General features: G+C 58.3%; 12 protein-coding genes and 3 tRNA genes. 11 read left to right on the top strand and 4 right to left on the bottom strand.

The window, feature by feature from the left end:
- Positions 1-82: 82 nt before the first annotated feature.
- Positions 83-937 (bottom strand): bifunctional methylenetetrahydrofolate dehydrogenase/methenyltetrahydrofolate cyclohydrolase FolD, encoded by an 855-nt coding sequence (gene folD, locus I9018_RS21140; RefSeq protein ID WP_068582944.1) that lies wholly within the window; start codon positions 935-937, stop codon positions 83-85.
- 282 nt (positions 938-1,219) lie between these two features.
- Between folD and I9018_RS21135 the strand changes: the two genes are divergently transcribed.
- The 9 genes from I9018_RS21135 (at position 1,220) to I9018_RS21095 (ending at position 10,468) form a co-directional block, all read left to right on the top strand.
- Positions 1,220-1,296: transfer RNA gene (locus tag I9018_RS21135), tRNA-Arg, on the top strand.
- Positions 1,297-1,328: 32 nt separating this feature from the next.
- Positions 1,329-1,404, top strand: a tRNA-His gene (locus tag I9018_RS21130).
- A 58-nt stretch (positions 1,405-1,462) separates the two neighbouring features.
- Positions 1,463-1,547, top strand: a tRNA-Leu gene (locus I9018_RS21125).
- A 408-nt stretch (positions 1,548-1,955) separates the two neighbouring features.
- Entirely contained in the window at positions 1,956-3,266 is a 1,311-nt protein-coding gene (gene tig, locus I9018_RS21120) for a trigger factor (RefSeq protein ID WP_068582947.1), read from the top strand.
- A gap of 91 nt (positions 3,267-3,357) precedes the next feature.
- On the top strand, positions 3,358-3,999 hold the full coding sequence (gene clpP / locus I9018_RS21115; RefSeq protein ID WP_068582950.1) for an ATP-dependent Clp endopeptidase proteolytic subunit ClpP: 642 nt from the start codon (positions 3,358-3,360) through the stop codon (positions 3,997-3,999).
- 106 nt (positions 4,000-4,105) lie between these two features.
- Complete coding sequence (clpX, locus tag I9018_RS21110; protein ID WP_068582953.1) at positions 4,106-5,389, top strand: ATP-dependent Clp protease ATP-binding subunit ClpX; 1,284 nt, start codon at positions 4,106-4,108, stop codon at positions 5,387-5,389.
- Between the two features lie 162 nt (positions 5,390-5,551).
- Positions 5,552-7,948 (top strand): endopeptidase La, encoded by a 2,397-nt coding sequence (gene lon, locus I9018_RS21105; protein ID WP_068582956.1) that lies wholly within the window; start codon positions 5,552-5,554, stop codon positions 7,946-7,948.
- A gap of 148 nt (positions 7,949-8,096) precedes the next feature.
- Positions 8,097-8,369, top strand: coding sequence for an HU family DNA-binding protein (locus I9018_RS21100; RefSeq protein ID WP_022639715.1), 273 nt, complete (start codon positions 8,097-8,099; stop codon positions 8,367-8,369).
- Positions 8,370-8,596: 227 nt separating this feature from the next.
- Entirely contained in the window at positions 8,597-10,468 is a 1,872-nt protein-coding gene (locus I9018_RS21095; protein ID WP_124348099.1) for a SurA N-terminal domain-containing protein, read from the top strand.
- A 61-nt stretch (positions 10,469-10,529) separates the two neighbouring features.
- On the opposite strand, the gene I9018_RS21090 is transcribed toward I9018_RS21095, so the two are convergent.
- Positions 10,530-11,735, bottom strand: a complete 1,206-nt coding sequence (locus I9018_RS21090; protein WP_241107418.1) for an ISL3 family transposase — start codon at positions 11,733-11,735, stop codon at positions 10,530-10,532.
- A 128-nt stretch (positions 11,736-11,863) separates the two neighbouring features.
- Positions 11,864-13,069 carry an MFS transporter gene (locus I9018_RS21085; RefSeq protein WP_241107417.1) on the bottom strand — a complete coding sequence of 402 codons (1,206 nt, stop codon included), beginning with the start codon at positions 13,067-13,069 and terminating at the stop codon, positions 11,864-11,866.
- 113 nt (positions 13,070-13,182) lie between these two features.
- Between I9018_RS21085 and I9018_RS21080 the strand changes: the two genes are divergently transcribed.
- Together I9018_RS21080 and I9018_RS21075 are read left to right on the top strand one after the other, a co-directional pair.
- On the top strand, positions 13,183-14,082 hold the full coding sequence (locus tag I9018_RS21080; protein WP_068582967.1) for a LysR family transcriptional regulator: 900 nt from the start codon (positions 13,183-13,185) through the stop codon (positions 14,080-14,082).
- 92 nt (positions 14,083-14,174) lie between these two features.
- Positions 14,175-15,053, top strand: a complete 879-nt coding sequence (locus tag I9018_RS21075; RefSeq protein WP_241107416.1) for a DUF2242 domain-containing protein — start codon at positions 14,175-14,177, stop codon at positions 15,051-15,053.
- Positions 15,054-15,426: 373 nt separating this feature from the next.
- Here the strand turns inward: I9018_RS21075 and I9018_RS21070 are convergent, their stop codons facing one another.
- A complete protein-coding gene (locus I9018_RS21070; RefSeq protein ID WP_241107415.1) occupies positions 15,427-16,467 on the bottom strand; it encodes an AraC family transcriptional regulator in 1,041 nt (346 codons plus the stop codon).

The following is a 16,467-nucleotide window of genomic DNA, read 5'->3' as shown; positions in this document are numbered from 1 at the left end:
AGCGATAAGGGGAGGTAAATACTGTGGTGTTACAGAATAAAGAAAGCCCGCCGATGGCGGGCTTTTGTGTGCGCAAGGACACTCAGCTGTGCAGCGACTCGGCTGCGTACAGGGTGTTTTCCAGTAGGCAGGCACGTGTCATGGGGCCTACGCCGCCGGGCACTGGAGTGATCCAGCCTGCGCGGGGCAGGGCGGTTTCATAAACCACGTCGCCCACCAGCTTGCCGTCTTCCTGGCGATTGATGCCGACATCGATGACGATGGCACCTTCCTTGATCCACTCACCCTTGACCAGGCCAGGCTTGCCGGCTGCTACAACCACCAGGTCGGCGCGGCCGACGTGACCGGCCAGGTCCTTGGTGAAACGGTGGGTCACGGTCACGGTGCAGCCGGCCAGCAACAGCTCCATGGCCATTGGGCGACCAACGATGTTGGACGCACCGACCACCACCGCATCCATGCCATACAGGTCGGCACCTGTGCTTTCCAGCAGGGTCATGATGCCCTTTGGCGTGCAGGGGCGAAGCAGTGGGATGCGTTGTGCCAGGCGGCCGACGTTATAAGGATGGAAACCATCCACGTCCTTGTCCGGGCGGATGCGCTCGAGCAACAGTGATGCGTCCAGGTGCTCGGGCAGTGGCAATTGTAGAAGGACGCCATCGATGTTCGGGTCATCGTTCAGGCGATCGATCAGGCCTGCCAGGTCTTCCTGGGTGGTGTCGGCGGGCAGGTCGTAGGCCTGGGAAAGAAAGCCGACCTCTTCGCAGTCTTTACGCTTGTGCGAGACATAAACCTGAGAGGCTGGATCGCTGCCGACCAGGATCACTGCGAGGCCGGGAGTGCGCAGGCCTTGCTGGCGACGCTCGGCGACACGCTTGGCGATCTGCTGGCGCAGGCTAGCGGCGATCGCTTTGCCGTCGATTAGTTGTGCAGTCATGACGCGTGATTAACCATCGAGAGGGAAAGAAAAAGAGAACACATTCTCGCATGCCGGGGCGTGAGGGCAAAGGCGCTTGCTCTGCAAATTGCCCTAACTCCTTTAATTAAATGAATTTTTTTTAAAAAAGAGTTGACGACCTAACGGCTCGTCTATAACATTCGTCGCACTTGTCGGGCACAGCCTAGCACTGGTTAAGAAGGTCGGGCGGAGTTGTTGATCAACTCGCAGCGACTGGAAGCAATTAGTTTGTAGTCGTTAGTTAGAGTACAGATTAATAAGGCGCCCGTAGCTCAGCTGGATAGAGCATCCGCCTTCTAAGCGGATGGTCGCAGGTTCGAGTCCTGCCGGGTGCGCCATTAGGCAGCTTTGGCACAAGTAACGCAATATGGTGGGCGTAGCTCAGTTGGTAGAGCACAGGATTGTGACTCCTGTTGTCGTGGGTTCGATCCCCATCGTCCACCCCATATTCGAAAAAGGCGCCAGATTAATAGTCTGGCGCCTTTGCTTTAAGAGGCGTGTTACGCGGACGTGGTGGAATTGGTAGACACACTGGATTTAGGTTCCAGCGCCGCAAGGTGTAAGAGTTCGAGTCTCTTCGTCCGCACCAATAAAGTAGCTAGTTAATAGCAGATAACGGCGCAGCACCTGAAAGGGGCTGCGCCGTTTTCGTTTCTGGGTGTTTGCATCGCGCGGTGCGCATGGTGGGTTGTCCAAGTGATGAGGCGGCTTTCCTCCGGTCGCTAGCTGCTCTGGTTTGATGGTGTTGTTACCCGGTGTATTCGAGAGGCTGGCTGGTTGCTTCTATATATAGAGGGGCTGGTGCAGGGGCTGGGTTTGATCTGTAGTGTTTGCTCTTATGGTGGGGCTGAAGCCTTTGTCCCCGTCTTCATGTTGCTGGCCGCTTTTTACCCCTTTTCAGTAGGGTGACTTCTTGAGTTTGACCCACTAGAATGCATGCCCTTGATTCTGGGGTCGGAAAACGGCCGGCTAATCGTCTGTGCAACGAGGAATATCCATGCAAGTTTCTGTTGAAAATACTTCTGTTCTTGAGCGCCGCATGAGCATCACTGTGCCAGCTGAGCGCATCGAGAGCCAGGTCAACAAGCGTCTGCAGCAGACTGCCCAAAAGGCCAAGATTCCAGGCTTCCGTCCTGGCAAGGTTCCAATGAGCGTGATTCGTCAGCGTTATGAGGCTGACGCACGTCAAGAAGCAGTAGGTGATGTGATCCAGGCTTCCTTCTACGAGGCCGTTGTCGAGCAGAAGCTGAACCCGGCTGGCGCTCCTTCGGTTGAGCCTAAGGTGCTGGAAAAGGGCAAGGACCTGGAATACGTCGCCACTTTCGAAGTGTTCCCTGAGTTCACTGTTGCCGGTTTCGAAGGTATCGCTGTTGAGCGCCTGAGCGCGGACGTGGCTGATGCCGATCTGGACAACATGCTGGAAATCCTGCGCAAGCAGAACGTTCGTTTCGAAGCGGCCGACCGCGCTGCCCAGAAAGACGACCAGCTGAATATCGATTTTGTTGGCAAGATCGACGGCGAGGCGTTCGCTGGCGGCTCCGCCAAGGGGACTCAACTGGTTCTGGGTTCGGGTCGCATGATCCCGGGCTTCGAAGATGGTCTGGTGGGTGCCAAGGCTGGTGAAGAGCGTGTTCTGAACCTGACTTTCCCTGAGGACTACCAGAACCTGGACCTGGCCAACAAGGCCGCCGAGTTCACTGTTACCGTCAACAGCGTTTCCGAGCCGAAACTGCCTGAACTGACCGAAGAGTTCTTCGCGCAATTCGGTATCAAGGAAGCGGGTCTGGAAGGCTTCCGTGCCGAAGTTCGCAAGAACATGGAGCGCGAGCTGCGCCAGGCGATCAAGTCGAAAGTGAAGAATCAGGTTATGGACGGTCTGCTGGCCTCCAACCCGATCGAAGTACCGAAGGCGCTGCTGGAAAACGAAGTCAATCGTCTGCGCGTCCAGGCTGTTCAGCAGTTCGGTGGCAACATCAAGCCGGATCAGCTGCCAGCTGAGCTGTTCGAAGAGCAGGCCAAGCGCCGCGTAGTACTGGGTCTGATCGTTGCCGAAGTGGTCAAGCAGTTCGAGCTGAAGCCTGATGACGCTCGTGTTCGCGAACTGATCCAGGAAATGGCTTCGGCATACCAAGAGCCTGAGCAGGTCGTGTCCTGGTACTACAAGAACGAGCAGCAATTGAACGAAGTCCGTTCGGTTGTGCTGGAAGAACAAGTTGTGGATACTGTTCTGCAGAAAGCTAGCGTGACCGACAAATCGGTCTCTTACGAAGAAGCGGTCAAGCCGGTAGAAGCACCTCAAGCCGACTGATCTTTTCTCGTTCGAAGCAAACACCATAAGCCAGCCTTCGCGCTGGCTTATGCGTATTCAAGACATGACTATTTGGGAGTGACTGCAGGACATGTCCCGCAATTCTTATTATCAGCAGAGTTCTGACATCCAGGCCGCAGGCGGCCTGGTCCCGATGGTTATCGAGCAGTCCGCTCGCGGCGAGCGTGCCTACGATATCTACTCGCGCCTCCTCAAGGAGCGAGTGATCTTCCTGATCGGTCCGGTAGAAGACTACATGGCCAATCTGGTCGCGGCGCAGCTGCTCTTCCTTGAAGCGGAGAACCCGGACAAGGACATCCATCTCTACATCAACTCGCCGGGTGGTTCGGTGACCGCCGGGATGTCGATCTACGACACCATGCAGTTCATCAAGCCTGATGTTTCCACTATCTGCATTGGCCAAGCGTGCAGCATGGGTGCGTTCCTGCTTGCAGGCGGCGCGGCAGGCAAGCGCCACTGCTTGCCCAACTCGCGCATGATGATCCATCAACCGCTCGGCGGTTTCCAAGGCCAGGCGTCGGATATCGACATCCACGCCAAGGAAATCCTGCACATCCGCTCGCGCTTGAACTCGCTGCTGGCCCATCACACGGGCCAGAGCCTGGAAACCATCGAGCGTGACACCGAGCGCGACAACTTCATGAGCGCTGAGCGCGCAGCGGAGTACGGCCTGATCGACTCCGTTATCAGCAAGCGTCAAATGCCCGCCTAAGCAACTCAAATGTAGGCGGCTGGTTTGACCGGCCGCCTGCGGACTTGAAAAAGCCCGCAATTGCCTTCATCTTGTGTTGCAAGCCTATCGGATTTGGATCGATCGAATGACTGACACCCGCAACGGCGAGGACAACGGCAAACTGCTTTATTGCTCCTTCTGTGGCAAAAGCCAGCATGAAGTACGCAAATTGATTGCCGGCCCCTCGGTCTTTATCTGCGACGAGTGCGTCGACTTGTGCAACGACATCATCCGTGAGGAGGTGCAGGAAGCACAGGCCGAAAGCAGCGCGCATAAATTGCCTTCGCCTAAAGAAATCAGCGGCATCCTTGATCAGTATGTGATTGGTCAGGAGCGTGCAAAGAAGGTTCTGGCAGTAGCGGTTTACAACCACTACAAGCGTCTGAACCAGCGTGACAAAAAGAACGACGAAGTCGAACTTGGCAAGAGCAATATCTTGCTGATCGGCCCTACAGGCTCGGGCAAGACGCTATTGGCGGAAACCCTGGCACGCCTGTTGAACGTACCTTTCACTATCGCCGACGCCACCACCCTGACCGAAGCCGGTTACGTGGGTGAGGACGTCGAGAACATCATTCAAAAGCTGCTGCAGAAGTGCGACTACGATGTGGAAAAGGCCCAGATGGGTATTGTCTACATCGATGAAATCGACAAGATTTCCCGCAAGTCTGATAACCCTTCGATTACCCGGGATGTTTCTGGTGAAGGTGTTCAGCAAGCCCTGTTGAAGTTGATCGAAGGCACGGTCGCTTCCGTTCCGCCTCAAGGTGGTCGCAAGCATCCGCAGCAGGAATTCCTGCAGGTCGATACCCGTAATATCCTGTTCATTTGCGGTGGTGCATTCTCTGGCCTGGAGAAGGTTATCCAGAACCGCTCCACCCGCGGCGGCATTGGTTTCAATGCCGAAGTGCGTAGCAAGGAAGAGGGTAAGAAGGTCGGCGAATCACTGCGTGAAGTGGAGCCTGATGACCTGGTCAAGTTCGGCCTGATTCCTGAGTTCGTCGGCCGCCTGCCGGTTCTGGCGACGCTGGATGAGCTGGATGAAGCAGCCTTGATCCAGATTCTCACCGAACCGAAGAACGCCTTGACCAAGCAGTATGGCAAGTTGTTCGAGATGGAAGGTGTCGATCTGGAGTTCCGCTCTGACGCCTTGAAGGCAGTAGCCAAGCGGGCTCTCGAGCGCAAGACAGGTGCTCGTGGCCTGCGTTCGATTCTCGAAGGCGTACTGCTCGACACTATGTACGAGATCCCCTCGCAATCCGAGGTGAGTAAAGTAGTGATCGACGAAAGCGTTATTGAAGGCAAGTCCCAGCCACTGTTCATCTATGAGAACAGTGAGCCGACGGCCAAGGCAGCGCCAGACGCTTAAGCGGCATGCTGTCGGATTGAAAGAAGGGGCCTTCGGGCCCCTTTGTTTTTAGCGTCTTTAAAGTGCTGTCTTTAGCTTGTTTTTTTTCCAGGCAGCCCCCATCTTGGTTTCAAGCTTACTTCCACCAGTTTTCGGCCGTAAGGCCGCCGTAGAGGCGAAATCATGAAGACAACCATCGAATTGCCTCTCCTGCCATTGCGTGATGTCGTGGTTTATCCGCACATGGTTATCCCGCTGTTCGTGGGGCGCGAGAAGTCGATCGAAGCCCTTGAGGCAGCGATGACGGGCGACAAGCAGATTCTCCTGCTGGCTCAGAGAAACCCTGCTGATGACGATCCCGGTGAGGATGCACTCTATCGCGTAGGTACCATTGCCACCGTCCTGCAATTGCTCAAGTTGCCTGATGGCACCGTGAAGGTGCTGGTTGAGGGCGAGCAACGTGGCGCTGTCGAGCGTTTCAGCGAAGTCGACGGTCATTGCCGCGCCGAAGTGACCCTGATTGATGAAGTGGATGCTCCCGACCGCGAGTCGGAAGTGTTCGTGCGCAGCCTGCTGTCGCAGTTCGAGCAATATGTACAGTTGGGCAAGAAAGTCCCTGCCGAGGTGTTGTCCTCTCTCAACAGCATCGATGAGCCAAGCCGCCTGGTGGACACCATGGCCGCGCATATGGCGCTGAAGATCGAGCAGAAGCAGGAAATTCTCGAGATCATCGATCTCTCCGCTCGTGTAGAGCATGTCCTGGCACTGCTGGATGCCGAGATCGACCTGCTGCAGGTGGAGAAACGCATTCGTGGCCGCGTCAAGAAGCAGATGGAACGCAGCCAGCGCGAGTACTACCTGAATGAGCAGATGAAGGCCATTCAGAAAGAGTTGGGCGATGGTGACGAAGGCCACAACGAAATCGAGGAGCTGAAAAAGCGCATCGATGCTGCTGGCCTGCCAAAGGATGCCATGGCCAAGGCCCAGGCTGAGCTGAACAAGCTCAAGCAAATGTCGCCGATGTCTGCCGAGGCGACAGTGGTTCGTTCCTATATCGATTGGCTGGTTCAGGTGCCGTGGAAGGCCCAGAGCAAGGTACGCCTCGATCTGGCGCGTGCCGAAGATATCCTCGATGCCGACCACTATGGCCTTGAAGAGGTCAAGGAACGGATTCTCGAGTATCTCGCGGTCCAAAAACGTGTGAAGAAGATTCGCGGCCCGGTGTTGTGCCTGGTCGGTCCTCCTGGGGTCGGCAAGACTTCCCTGGCGGAATCGATCGCCAATGCCACCAATCGTAAGTTCGTGCGCATGGCCCTGGGCGGTGTGCGGGACGAAGCGGAGATTCGTGGCCATCGTCGAACCTATATCGGTTCGATGCCGGGAAGATTGATTCAAAAAATGACCAAGGTTGGGGTACGCAACCCGCTGTTCCTGCTCGATGAAATCGACAAGATGGGCAGCGATATGCGTGGCGATCCAGCCTCGGCCCTGCTTGAGGTCCTGGACCCCGAGCAGAACCACAACTTCAACGATCACTACCTGGAAGTCGACTACGACCTGTCCGATGTGATGTTCCTCTGCACCTCCAACTCGATGAATATTCCGCCAGCCCTGCTGGACCGGATGGAGGTGATTCGTCTGCCGGGTTACACCGAGGACGAGAAGATCAATATCGCGATCAAGTACCTTTCGCCCAAGCAGATTCAGGCCAATGGCTTGAAGAAGGGCGAGTTGGAGTTCGATTCTGACGCGATTCGCGACATCATCCGCTACTACACCCGTGAAGCCGGCGTACGGGGCCTGGAGCGCCAGATCGCCAAGGTCTGCCGCAAGGCGGTGAAAGAGCATGCGATGGAGAAACGCTTCTCGGTGAAGGTCACCTCCGACCTGCTGGAGCACTTCCTGGGCGTGCGCAAGTTCCGTTATGGATTGGCCGAGCAGCAAGACCAGATCGGCCAGGTCACCGGTTTGGCCTGGACCCAGGTCGGTGGTGAGTTGCTGACCATCGAGGCCGCAGTAGTGCCTGGCAAGGGGCAACTGATCAAGACCGGCTCCTTGGGCGATGTCATGGTCGAGTCGATCACCGCCGCACAGACTGTAGTGCGTAGCCGTGCCAAGAGCCTGGGGATTCCCCTGGACTTCCACGAGAAGCGCGATACCCATATCCACATGCCGGAAGGGGCTACCCCGAAAGATGGCCCAAGCGCGGGCGTAGGCATGTGCACTGCACTGGTATCGGCCTTGACCGGCATTCCAGTGCGAGCCGATGTGGCAATGACCGGCGAGATCACACTGCGTGGTCAGGTATTGGCCATCGGTGGTTTGAAAGAGAAACTACTGGCGGCGCATCGGGGTGGAATCAAGACCGTGATCATTCCTGAAGAGAATGTTCGCGATTTGAAAGAAATTCCTGACAATATCAAGCAGGATCTTCAGATCAAACCCGTTAAATGGATTGACGAAGTCCTGCAAATTGCGCTGCAATACGCGCCGGAGCCCTTGCCGGATGTGGCTCCCGAGATAGTTGCAAAGGACGAAAAACGCGAGTCTGACTCTAAGGAAAGAATTAGCACGCATTAATACGCATTAGCCTGGGGGGCTTCCTTGACAGCTTTTTAGAGCCCTTGTTATAAAGCGGCTCTTAAGTGCCTGTAGGCCATTCAGCACTCGTTTTTGCTTTCACCAAAAAACTTAGAATCATACTCATAGATATATAAGGGGACTTAGAGTGAACAAGTCGGAACTGATTGATGCTATCGCTGCATCTGCTGATCTCCCGAAAGCTGCTGCTGGCCGTGCGCTGGATGCAGTAATCGAATCCGTTACTGGCGCTCTGAAGGCCGGTGACTCTGTTGTTCTGGTTGGTTTTGGCACTTTCTCCGTAACTGATCGTCCAGCTCGTGTCGGCCGCAACCCACAGACCGGCAAGACTCTGGAAATCGCTGCTGCTAAAAAGCCAGGTTTCAAAGCCGGTAAAGCACTGAAAGAAGCCGTTAACTAAGTTTCTTCAAGGGTCTTTGCCCATCCGGGTCGGGTCATGCCTGATCTGGCAGCGGGGCGCCAGTTGACCGGTACATAACCGGTTCACGCCGAGGGTCGCAGGTTCAGCTCTTGTCCGCTCCGCCAGTTACGAGAAGGCGCATCCTCGGATGCGCCTTTCTTCTATCCGGACTCTACCCACGCTCCACGGTTGCTCAAAACAGAAGTACAGCCGTTTCTGGGGGACGCATGCTGCAGAATATCAGGGACAATTCACAAGGCTGGATTGCCAAAACCATCATCGGGGTCATCGTCGCACTGTTGGCGTTGACCGGTTTCGATGCCATTTTCAAGGCCACTACCCATAACCAGGATGCGGCCAAGGTCAACGGTGAGGAGATCACTCAGAACGAGTTGAGCCAAGCCGTCGACATGCAACGTCGTCAGCTGATGCAACAGTTGGGCAAGGACTTCGACGCCTCTCTGCTCGATGAGAAGATGCTGCGTGAAGCTGCCCTGAAGGGGCTGATCGATCGCAAGCTGTTGTTGCAAGGTGCCCAGGACTCCAAGTTCGCCTTCTCTGAAGGGGCATTGGATCAGGTGATCCTGCAGACGCCGGAATTCCAGGTCGAGGGCAAGTTCAGCCCTGATCGTTTCGACCAGGTTATCCGCCAACTGGGTTACACCCGCTTACAGTTCCGCCAGATGCTCAGCCAGGAAATGCTGATCGGTCAGGTGCGCGCTGGGCTGGCAGGCAGTGGCTTCGTCACGGATGCCCAGGTGCTGGCATTCGCCCGCCTGGAGAAGCAGACCCGTGACTTCGCTTCCCTGACCGTCAAGGCCGACCCGGCCGCGATCAAGCTGACCGATGACGAGGTCAAGGCCTACTACGACCAGCACGCGAAGGAGTTCATGACGCCTGACCAGGTCGTGATCGACTACATCGAGCTGAAGAAGGCCGCTTTCTTCGACCAGGTCAGCGTCAAGGACGAGGACCTGCAAGCGCTGTATCAGAAGGAAGTCGCCAACCTGTCCGAGCAGCGTCGTGCCGCGCACATCCTGATCGAAGTCAACGACAAGATGAACGAGGCCCAGGCCAAGGCCAAGATCGAAGAGATCCAGGCGCGCCTGGCCAAGGGTGAAAGCTTCGAGGCGCTGGCCAAGGAGTTTTCCCAGGATCCAGGTTCGGCCAACAATGGCGGTGACCTGGGCTTCGCTGGCCCTGGCGTCTACGACCCAGCCTTCGAGAAGGCCCTGTATGCGCTGGACAAGGACCAGGTTTCCGCTCCGGTGCGCACCGACTTCGGTTATCACCTGATCAAGCTGCTGGGCGTCGAAGCACCACAAGTGCCGAGCTTCGCCAGCCTCAAGGACAAGCTGACCCGTGAGCTGAAGGCCCAGCAGGTCGAGCAGCGTTTCGTCGATGCGACCAAGCAACTGGAAGACTCGTCGTTCGAAGCGTCCGATCTGGCCCAGCCAGCCCAGGACCTGAAGCTCACCATACATACCTCCGCGCCGTTCGGTCGCGAGGGTGGTGACGGTATTGCCGCCAATCGTGCCGTAGTACAGGCCGCCTTCAGCACCGAAGTCCTGGATGAAGGTGCCAACAGCACCGCCATCGAGCTGGATCCGGAGACCGTCGTGGTGTTGCGCGCCAAGGAGCATCGCAAGCCTGAGCAACTGCCTCTGGAAAGCGTCGCCACGGCCATCCGTACGCAATTGGCCAAGGAGCACGCCAGTGCTGCTGCCAAGACCAAGGCTGAAGAGCTGATCGCCAGCCTGCGTGATGGCAAGGTCGCGTTGAACAAGCCGGTGGATGGCCAGGACTGGAAGGTCGCCAAGGCCGTGACCCGTGGCCAGGAAGGTATCGACCCGACTGTGCTGCAGGCCCTGTTCCGCATGAGCAAGCCTGAATCCAAGGACAAGCCGAGCTTCACCAGCGTGACCTTGCCTAATGGCAACCTGCTGGTCCTGCAACTCGATGCAGTCAACGAAGCCGTGGCGCCGACCGACGAAGAGAAGGCCCAATACCGCCGCTTCCTGGCCTCGCGCGTAGGCCAGCAAGACTTTGCGGCCTATCGCAAGCAGTTGGAAAACCAGGCGGATATCAAGCGTTACTGATGCCTGTTCCCCTGTGTTGAAAAGACCCCGGCCTAAAAGCCGGGGTCTTTTTTTTGGTTCTTCACGGATTACCGGGAAAGACACTCTTGATCTTCATGAAAAAGAATTCGCTGTCCCGGTAGCCGTAGGCCATCCGTTTGATGACCTTAATCCGATTATTGATCCCCTCCAGTTGCCCGGTATGCATCGGCCAGCACACCCGGCTAACGATGCCGCGCCAGTAGCCCTTCAAACGTTTGGCAAATTGCTTCAGAGCGGGTATCGCGCTTTCATCGGCCAGACACAGCCACTGTTTCCACGCTGATCGCCAGCCCCAAGCAGTGGTGGGCGACCACAGCGCTTTGAGCTCTGCCTTCATCAGATAAACCGTCATCAACGACTGGTTGGCAGCCAGCAGATCCTGTAAATGCACCTGTTGATCTGCACTCTGGAGATTCTCCGGGTTCCGCAACAGCAGCCATCGCGCTTGCTTGATGACCTTGCGTGCAGTCTTGTCATGACGCAGGCGGTTGGCTTCATCGACCCGTACTCGATCAATCACTTCTCGCCCATATTTGGCCACCACATGAAACAGGTCGTAGACCACCCGTGCCTGGGGACAATGCTGGCGTACCTCCAAGTCAAACGCGGTATTCATGTCCATCGCGACCGCTTCAATCCGTGCACAACCCTCAAGCCCCAACTCCTCGAAGAAAGGCCTGATTGCGGCGCGACTGCGTCCCTCGCCAATCCAGAGCACCCGACGGGTATCGGCATCCAGCACGACGCTGGCGTAGCGATGCCCTTTGAACAGGGCAAACTCGTCCATGACCAAGCGCCTGGGGCGGGCTGCAGGCAGCGCATCCAGTTCCATCTGTAGAGCCCGTCGCTCCAGTAGTCGCACGCTATCCCAGTGCAATCCGAATAGCTGAGCCACATGCAAGGTAGGCAGTCGTCGACAGGTCTGGATGACGGTTTCAGCCAAGCGGCGTGTCATCCGGGAGTAGCGGTCAAGCCAGCTGACCCCCTCCATTCGTTTGCCGCAGGCGGCACATCCAACTCGCCTGAGCTCGACGTTCAGCCGCACCGGTTGTCCAAGGATGGGCAGGTCTCGGATGAAGCGCTGACAGTATTCATGGGTGATTGTGCTGGGCTCGTTGCAGCCGCTGCAGATGGGAAAGCGAGTGCTCAGAGGGACGAGATCGATCTGTAAAGCGCCACCCTCAGGTTTGATGGCGACCACAGAAAAACCCTCCCAAAACGGAAGGAACGTATTAACATCGCGCATAAGAACGCCGGTTTTTTAGATGTGTTTGTTCGCACTAACATCATCTATCAAATCGGCGTTCTTGTTTCTGTTTCCCGGGATTCCGTGAAGAACCTTTTTTTTGCGGGGATGATCCTCTCCGTGAGCGGTTAGCGGTAAACCGCAAACCCTTGTCGCTTGGCGCCAATCGCTACCAGCAGGGCCATCAGCAACAGGCCGCCGATCACCCAGGGAAAGCTGGTCACCCCCGGTCCCTGGAGCAGCATTGCGCCGCCCAGGCCGCCCCCGGCGATCGCCAGGTTCCACAAGGTCACCAGCATCGATTGCGCGGCGTCGGCATGTTCACCAGCAGATTTGGCCAGCGCGGTCTGCAACAGGGTGGGAATACCTCCGAACGAAAGGCCCCAGATCACCGTCGCGGCATAGATCGTCGTCGGTCCCTGGGGCAGCAACCCCAGTAGCAGGGTCGAGGCGATGAACAGCAGGCAACTGACCAGCACCAGTGCCCTTAGCCAGCGATCGATCAGCAAGCCGATCGCCCAGATACTCAGCAGGGCGGCCAGGCCGAATACCAGCAGCACACGTTCGATCTGTCCGCCAAGGCCGGCGGGTTCAAGAAAGGGCGCAATGTAGGTGTAGAGAATGTTGTGGCCCAACACATAGGTGAAGGTCACGAACAACACCGGCCTGACGCCCGGCAATGCCAGCACCCGGCGCAGGGGAAGGCGTTTCTGGGGGCGTAGCCCTGGGAAGTCCGGCACCTGCCGGAGTACCCAGAGGACCAACCCCAGGGTCAGTAGCGTCATGATGGCGAAACTCATGCGCCAACCCACCATGTTGCCGAGCAAGGTTCCCGCCGGAATACCGATGGACAACGCGACAGGCGCACCGAGCATGGCCATGGCGATCGCCCGTCCCTGCAAGTGAGGCGCCACCATGCGACTGGCGTAGCCGGCGAGCAGGGCCCAGAGCAAACCGGCGAAGACCCCAGCGCAGAAGCGGGCGACCAGGGTCAGGCTGTAGTCGCTGGAAAGAGCGGTGATGCTGTTGACGATGGCGAACCCGCCAATGGCGATCAGCAACAGGGGGCGCCGTCGCCAACTTTGAGTCAGGGTCACCAGGGGAATTGCCGCCAGCAGCGAACCCAGGGCATACAGGGTGACCAGTTGCCCGATCAGGGGCGGCGAGACCTCAAGACCCTGGCTCATTTGTGGCAGTAATCCGGCCGGCATGGCTTCGGTCAACAGGGTGATGAAGCCTGCACTCGCCAGGGCCAGAAGGCCGCCGACGGGAAGGCGTTCAGAGGTTTCGGTGACAGGGGGCAGCAGCTCGCAGGCATCGACTGGGCGATTCATGGAAGGCTCCATGGTGGAAAGGGAGATACAGGGTAGGGCGCTGCCCATGAGGGAAAAATAGGCTAAGGTTCCGAACTTATCGGACATCCAGGTCCTTAATTCCGGAGTCGACAATGGATTGGTTGGGCAGTATCCCGGTGTTCATGCAGGTGGCGGAGACTCGCAGCTTCACCGAGGCCGGACGCCTCTTGGGGGTGTCGTCCTCGGCCGTGGGCAAAAGCATTGCGCGCTTGGAGGAGCGGCTGGAAACCCGCCTCTTTCATCGCACCACCCGCAGTATCAGCCTTACCGCCGAAGGGGCGGGGCTCCTTGAGCGTTGCCGCCGGATTGCCGCCGAGGTCGAGCTGGCGCAATTCCAGTTATGCGATTCGGCCAGTGCCCCCGTGGGCAAACTGCGGATCAGCGCGCCCCAGGCCCATAGCCTGTTGATGCCGGTGCTGGCGGAGTTCATGTTGCGCTACCCGCAGATCGAGCTGGATGTCGACCTGTCCGACCGCATGGTGGACGTAGTGGAAGAGGGCTTCGATCTGGTGGTACGCACCGGCAACCCCAAGGATTCACGCTTGTTGGCCCGGCAGGTGGGACGTTTTCGCATGGTGCTGGTGGGCAGCCCCGGCTACTTCCAGGCCCGCGGGTTGCCCCAATCGCCCCAGGAGCTGCATGAGCACGCCTGCCTGCGGCACATCTTCCATCACACCGGCAAGCTTGAGGCCTGGCCATTCAAGCCTCGGCTCCACCAGCCTGAACCGCTGTTGCCGACTCGCTTGACCAGCAGCTCCACCGAAGCACTGGAGCAAGCAGCCCGCAGCGGCCTGGGCATTGCCTGCTTGCCGGACTTCATGGTGCGTTCCGCCATCGAGCGCCAAGAGCTGCAGGTGGTACTCGACGAATACCTGGAATTCAACGGCACCTTCTGGTTGCTGTGGCCGTCGAGCCGGCATGCCGCTGCGAAGCTGCGAGTGCTGATCGAACATTTGAGCGAGCGACTTTTTCCGGTAAACAGTGGTCAGTAACCTTGCGTGAGATCAACGCCATCAATTAGCCGAACTGCGCGATGCTGATCTGTAGCACAATACGCGCCGAAGCGTTTTCCTCAGGATTCTCGATGTTTAGATCATTTCACCTGCGCTCGGCCGCCGGGGTATTGCTGTTGTCCGCGGTCGCCGGTTGTTCATCGCACAAGACGGCCATCTACGAGCATGAAAGCTTCGACGATTCGGGTACGTTCTCGCGCAACTATGCGGTCAGCGAGACGGCATCCTGTGAAGCTGCGCGGCGCGCACTGCTGAGCCAGGGCTACATCATCACCAGCAATGATCCGAAGCTGGTCAGTGGTCACAAGAGCTTCCAGCAGACCGGCGAGACCCACCTGGAAATCAGCTTCAACATTGTCTGCGCCAAGGACGGGACCGGCGGTCGTCGCTCGACGGTGTTCGCCAACGCCCTGCAGGACCGCTATGCCCTGAAGAAGCTGAACAACTCGGCGAGTCTCGGGGTCGGGGTCCTGGGGTCGGTATCGATGCCGATCGGCTCCACCGACGATTCGATGGTCAAGGTGGCCAGCGAGACGGTGTCGTCCGCCAAGTTCTATGAGCGCTACTTTGCCCTGTTGGAGTTGTTCCTGCCTGAGGAAACCAAGGCTGCCACCCATGTCGAGGACAAGCCCAAGGCCGATCTCGGGGTCCCTGAGAACAAGCCGGACAGCCTGGCCCAGCCCCCGGCCAAGGCAGAGCCCCAGCCTGCACCTGCTCCGCTGGCGGTGCCTTCGCCGGCCCCAAGTACTCCGGTGACCCCGGTTGCCGAGCCTGAGCCGAGCATGTCGCAGCCCGTGGTGCCCCCGGTGCAGGCGGCTCCGATAGTGCCGGTTCCAGCAAGCGAGCCAACGCCGGCAAGCGATGTGCTCGCTCCAGCGCCCGTCATTACTCCTCCTCCCGCCAGCACGCTGCCACCGCCCTCCGAGCCGATCCAGGCATTGCCGCGCTGAGGCGCCACGGCGATGGCGGTCCACCGCCATCGCAGCTTCCGGTCGCTCGGGCCTGGCTTTTCCAGCAGATACGTCCTTTGTCGACAGCGTCGCCGCTTGCCGCTCAAGCGGGCGATAGTGGCTGCCCGCTAAATTTTTCATGGGTCGTTACGTTTCAATGACAGAAATCTTGACCTAGGGGGTAGTATTTTTCCTGTCATCCCGGCAACTTATGCTGACCCTGGCGGCTAACGAGCGCAGGTCCATTCAATCAACGGAAAAGGAGTCTCCATGGACGATTACCAAGAAGAGCTGCTGGAGTATCAAGCTTTCGAGCTGGATCCTCTGGAACCCGCAGACGATGCCACCGAGCTGTAAGGCCGGTGGCTTTTTTTTAGCCGAACTGCCGGTGGCTGCGACGAAACTCCCCGGGAGTCTGGTTGCTCCAGCGCTTGAAGGCCCGCTGGAATGCCTCGGCCGAGGCAAAGCCCAACAGATAGGCAATCTCGCCGAACGCCAGTTCGGTATCGCGTATGTAAGTCATGGCCAGGTCGCGCCGGGTGTCATTGAGAATCGCCCGGAACTGCGTGCCTTCTTCCGCCAGTTTGCGGCGTAAGGTCCAGGTCGGCAGTTTCAAGCGTGCGGCCACTTCCTCCAGGTCCGGTTCCCGGCCACCACTGAGCAACGGTCCCAGCAACTGAGTGATGCGCTCGCGCAGGCTGCGAGTTCGAGTCAGTTGTTCCAGTTCCCTTTCGCACAATTGCAGCAGATGGCGCCAAGTGCTCGGGCAGTGCTCGGGGTTGCGCAGGACCAGGCTGGCCCGGTCCAGGCGCAGCTGGTTGCATTCGGCGCCAAAGTGCACCGCAGTAGGGCCGAGCAGGGCATAGGCCTGGTGGTAGTCGGGCTGCTCGAACTCGATGTCGATCCTTTGCGCATGCACCGTTTGCCCGGCCAGGCTGGACAACTGTTGCAGCCAGCCGGACATGATCGAATCCACCACGAAACGGTTATAGGCGTTGTACGGGCTGATGGAGTAGAAACGCAGCCAGGCTCCGTCGGCATCCTCGCAGAAACTCGATTGGCCGCGATAGTTGGACCCGTACAGGGCTTCGAAGCGGGTCAGGCAACGCGCCGCTTCGCGTACGGTCGGGGCCTGGGCGGCGGTGACACCGGCCAGGCCGGCCTGGCTCAGGCGGCTCAGGCGCCCCATGCGCAGGCCCAGGGCCGGATCGCCGGTGAGCTGGATCGCTCCGTGGCCCAGGCGCATGTAGCGGGGGATCGACAAGCGCGCCCCGGCTTCGGCCAGCCGCGCATTGTCCAGGCCGTATTGCTCCAGCAGAGGCACCGGGTCCAGGTCGTGGCTGCGAATGGCATCGGCCAGGCTGTGGACAAACCCCACCGACAGGTCGCCCAGGCGCATCGGCGTGTTTCGCAT

Origin of the sequence: Pseudomonas sp. MPFS (assembly GCF_022537035.1) — a bacterium.
Lineage (GTDB): Bacteria > Pseudomonadota > Gammaproteobacteria > Pseudomonadales > Pseudomonadaceae > Aquipseudomonas > Aquipseudomonas sessilinigenes.
The sequence above is the reverse complement of the archived record's forward strand: the minus strand, read 5'-3'. Positions and strand labels throughout refer to the sequence as shown.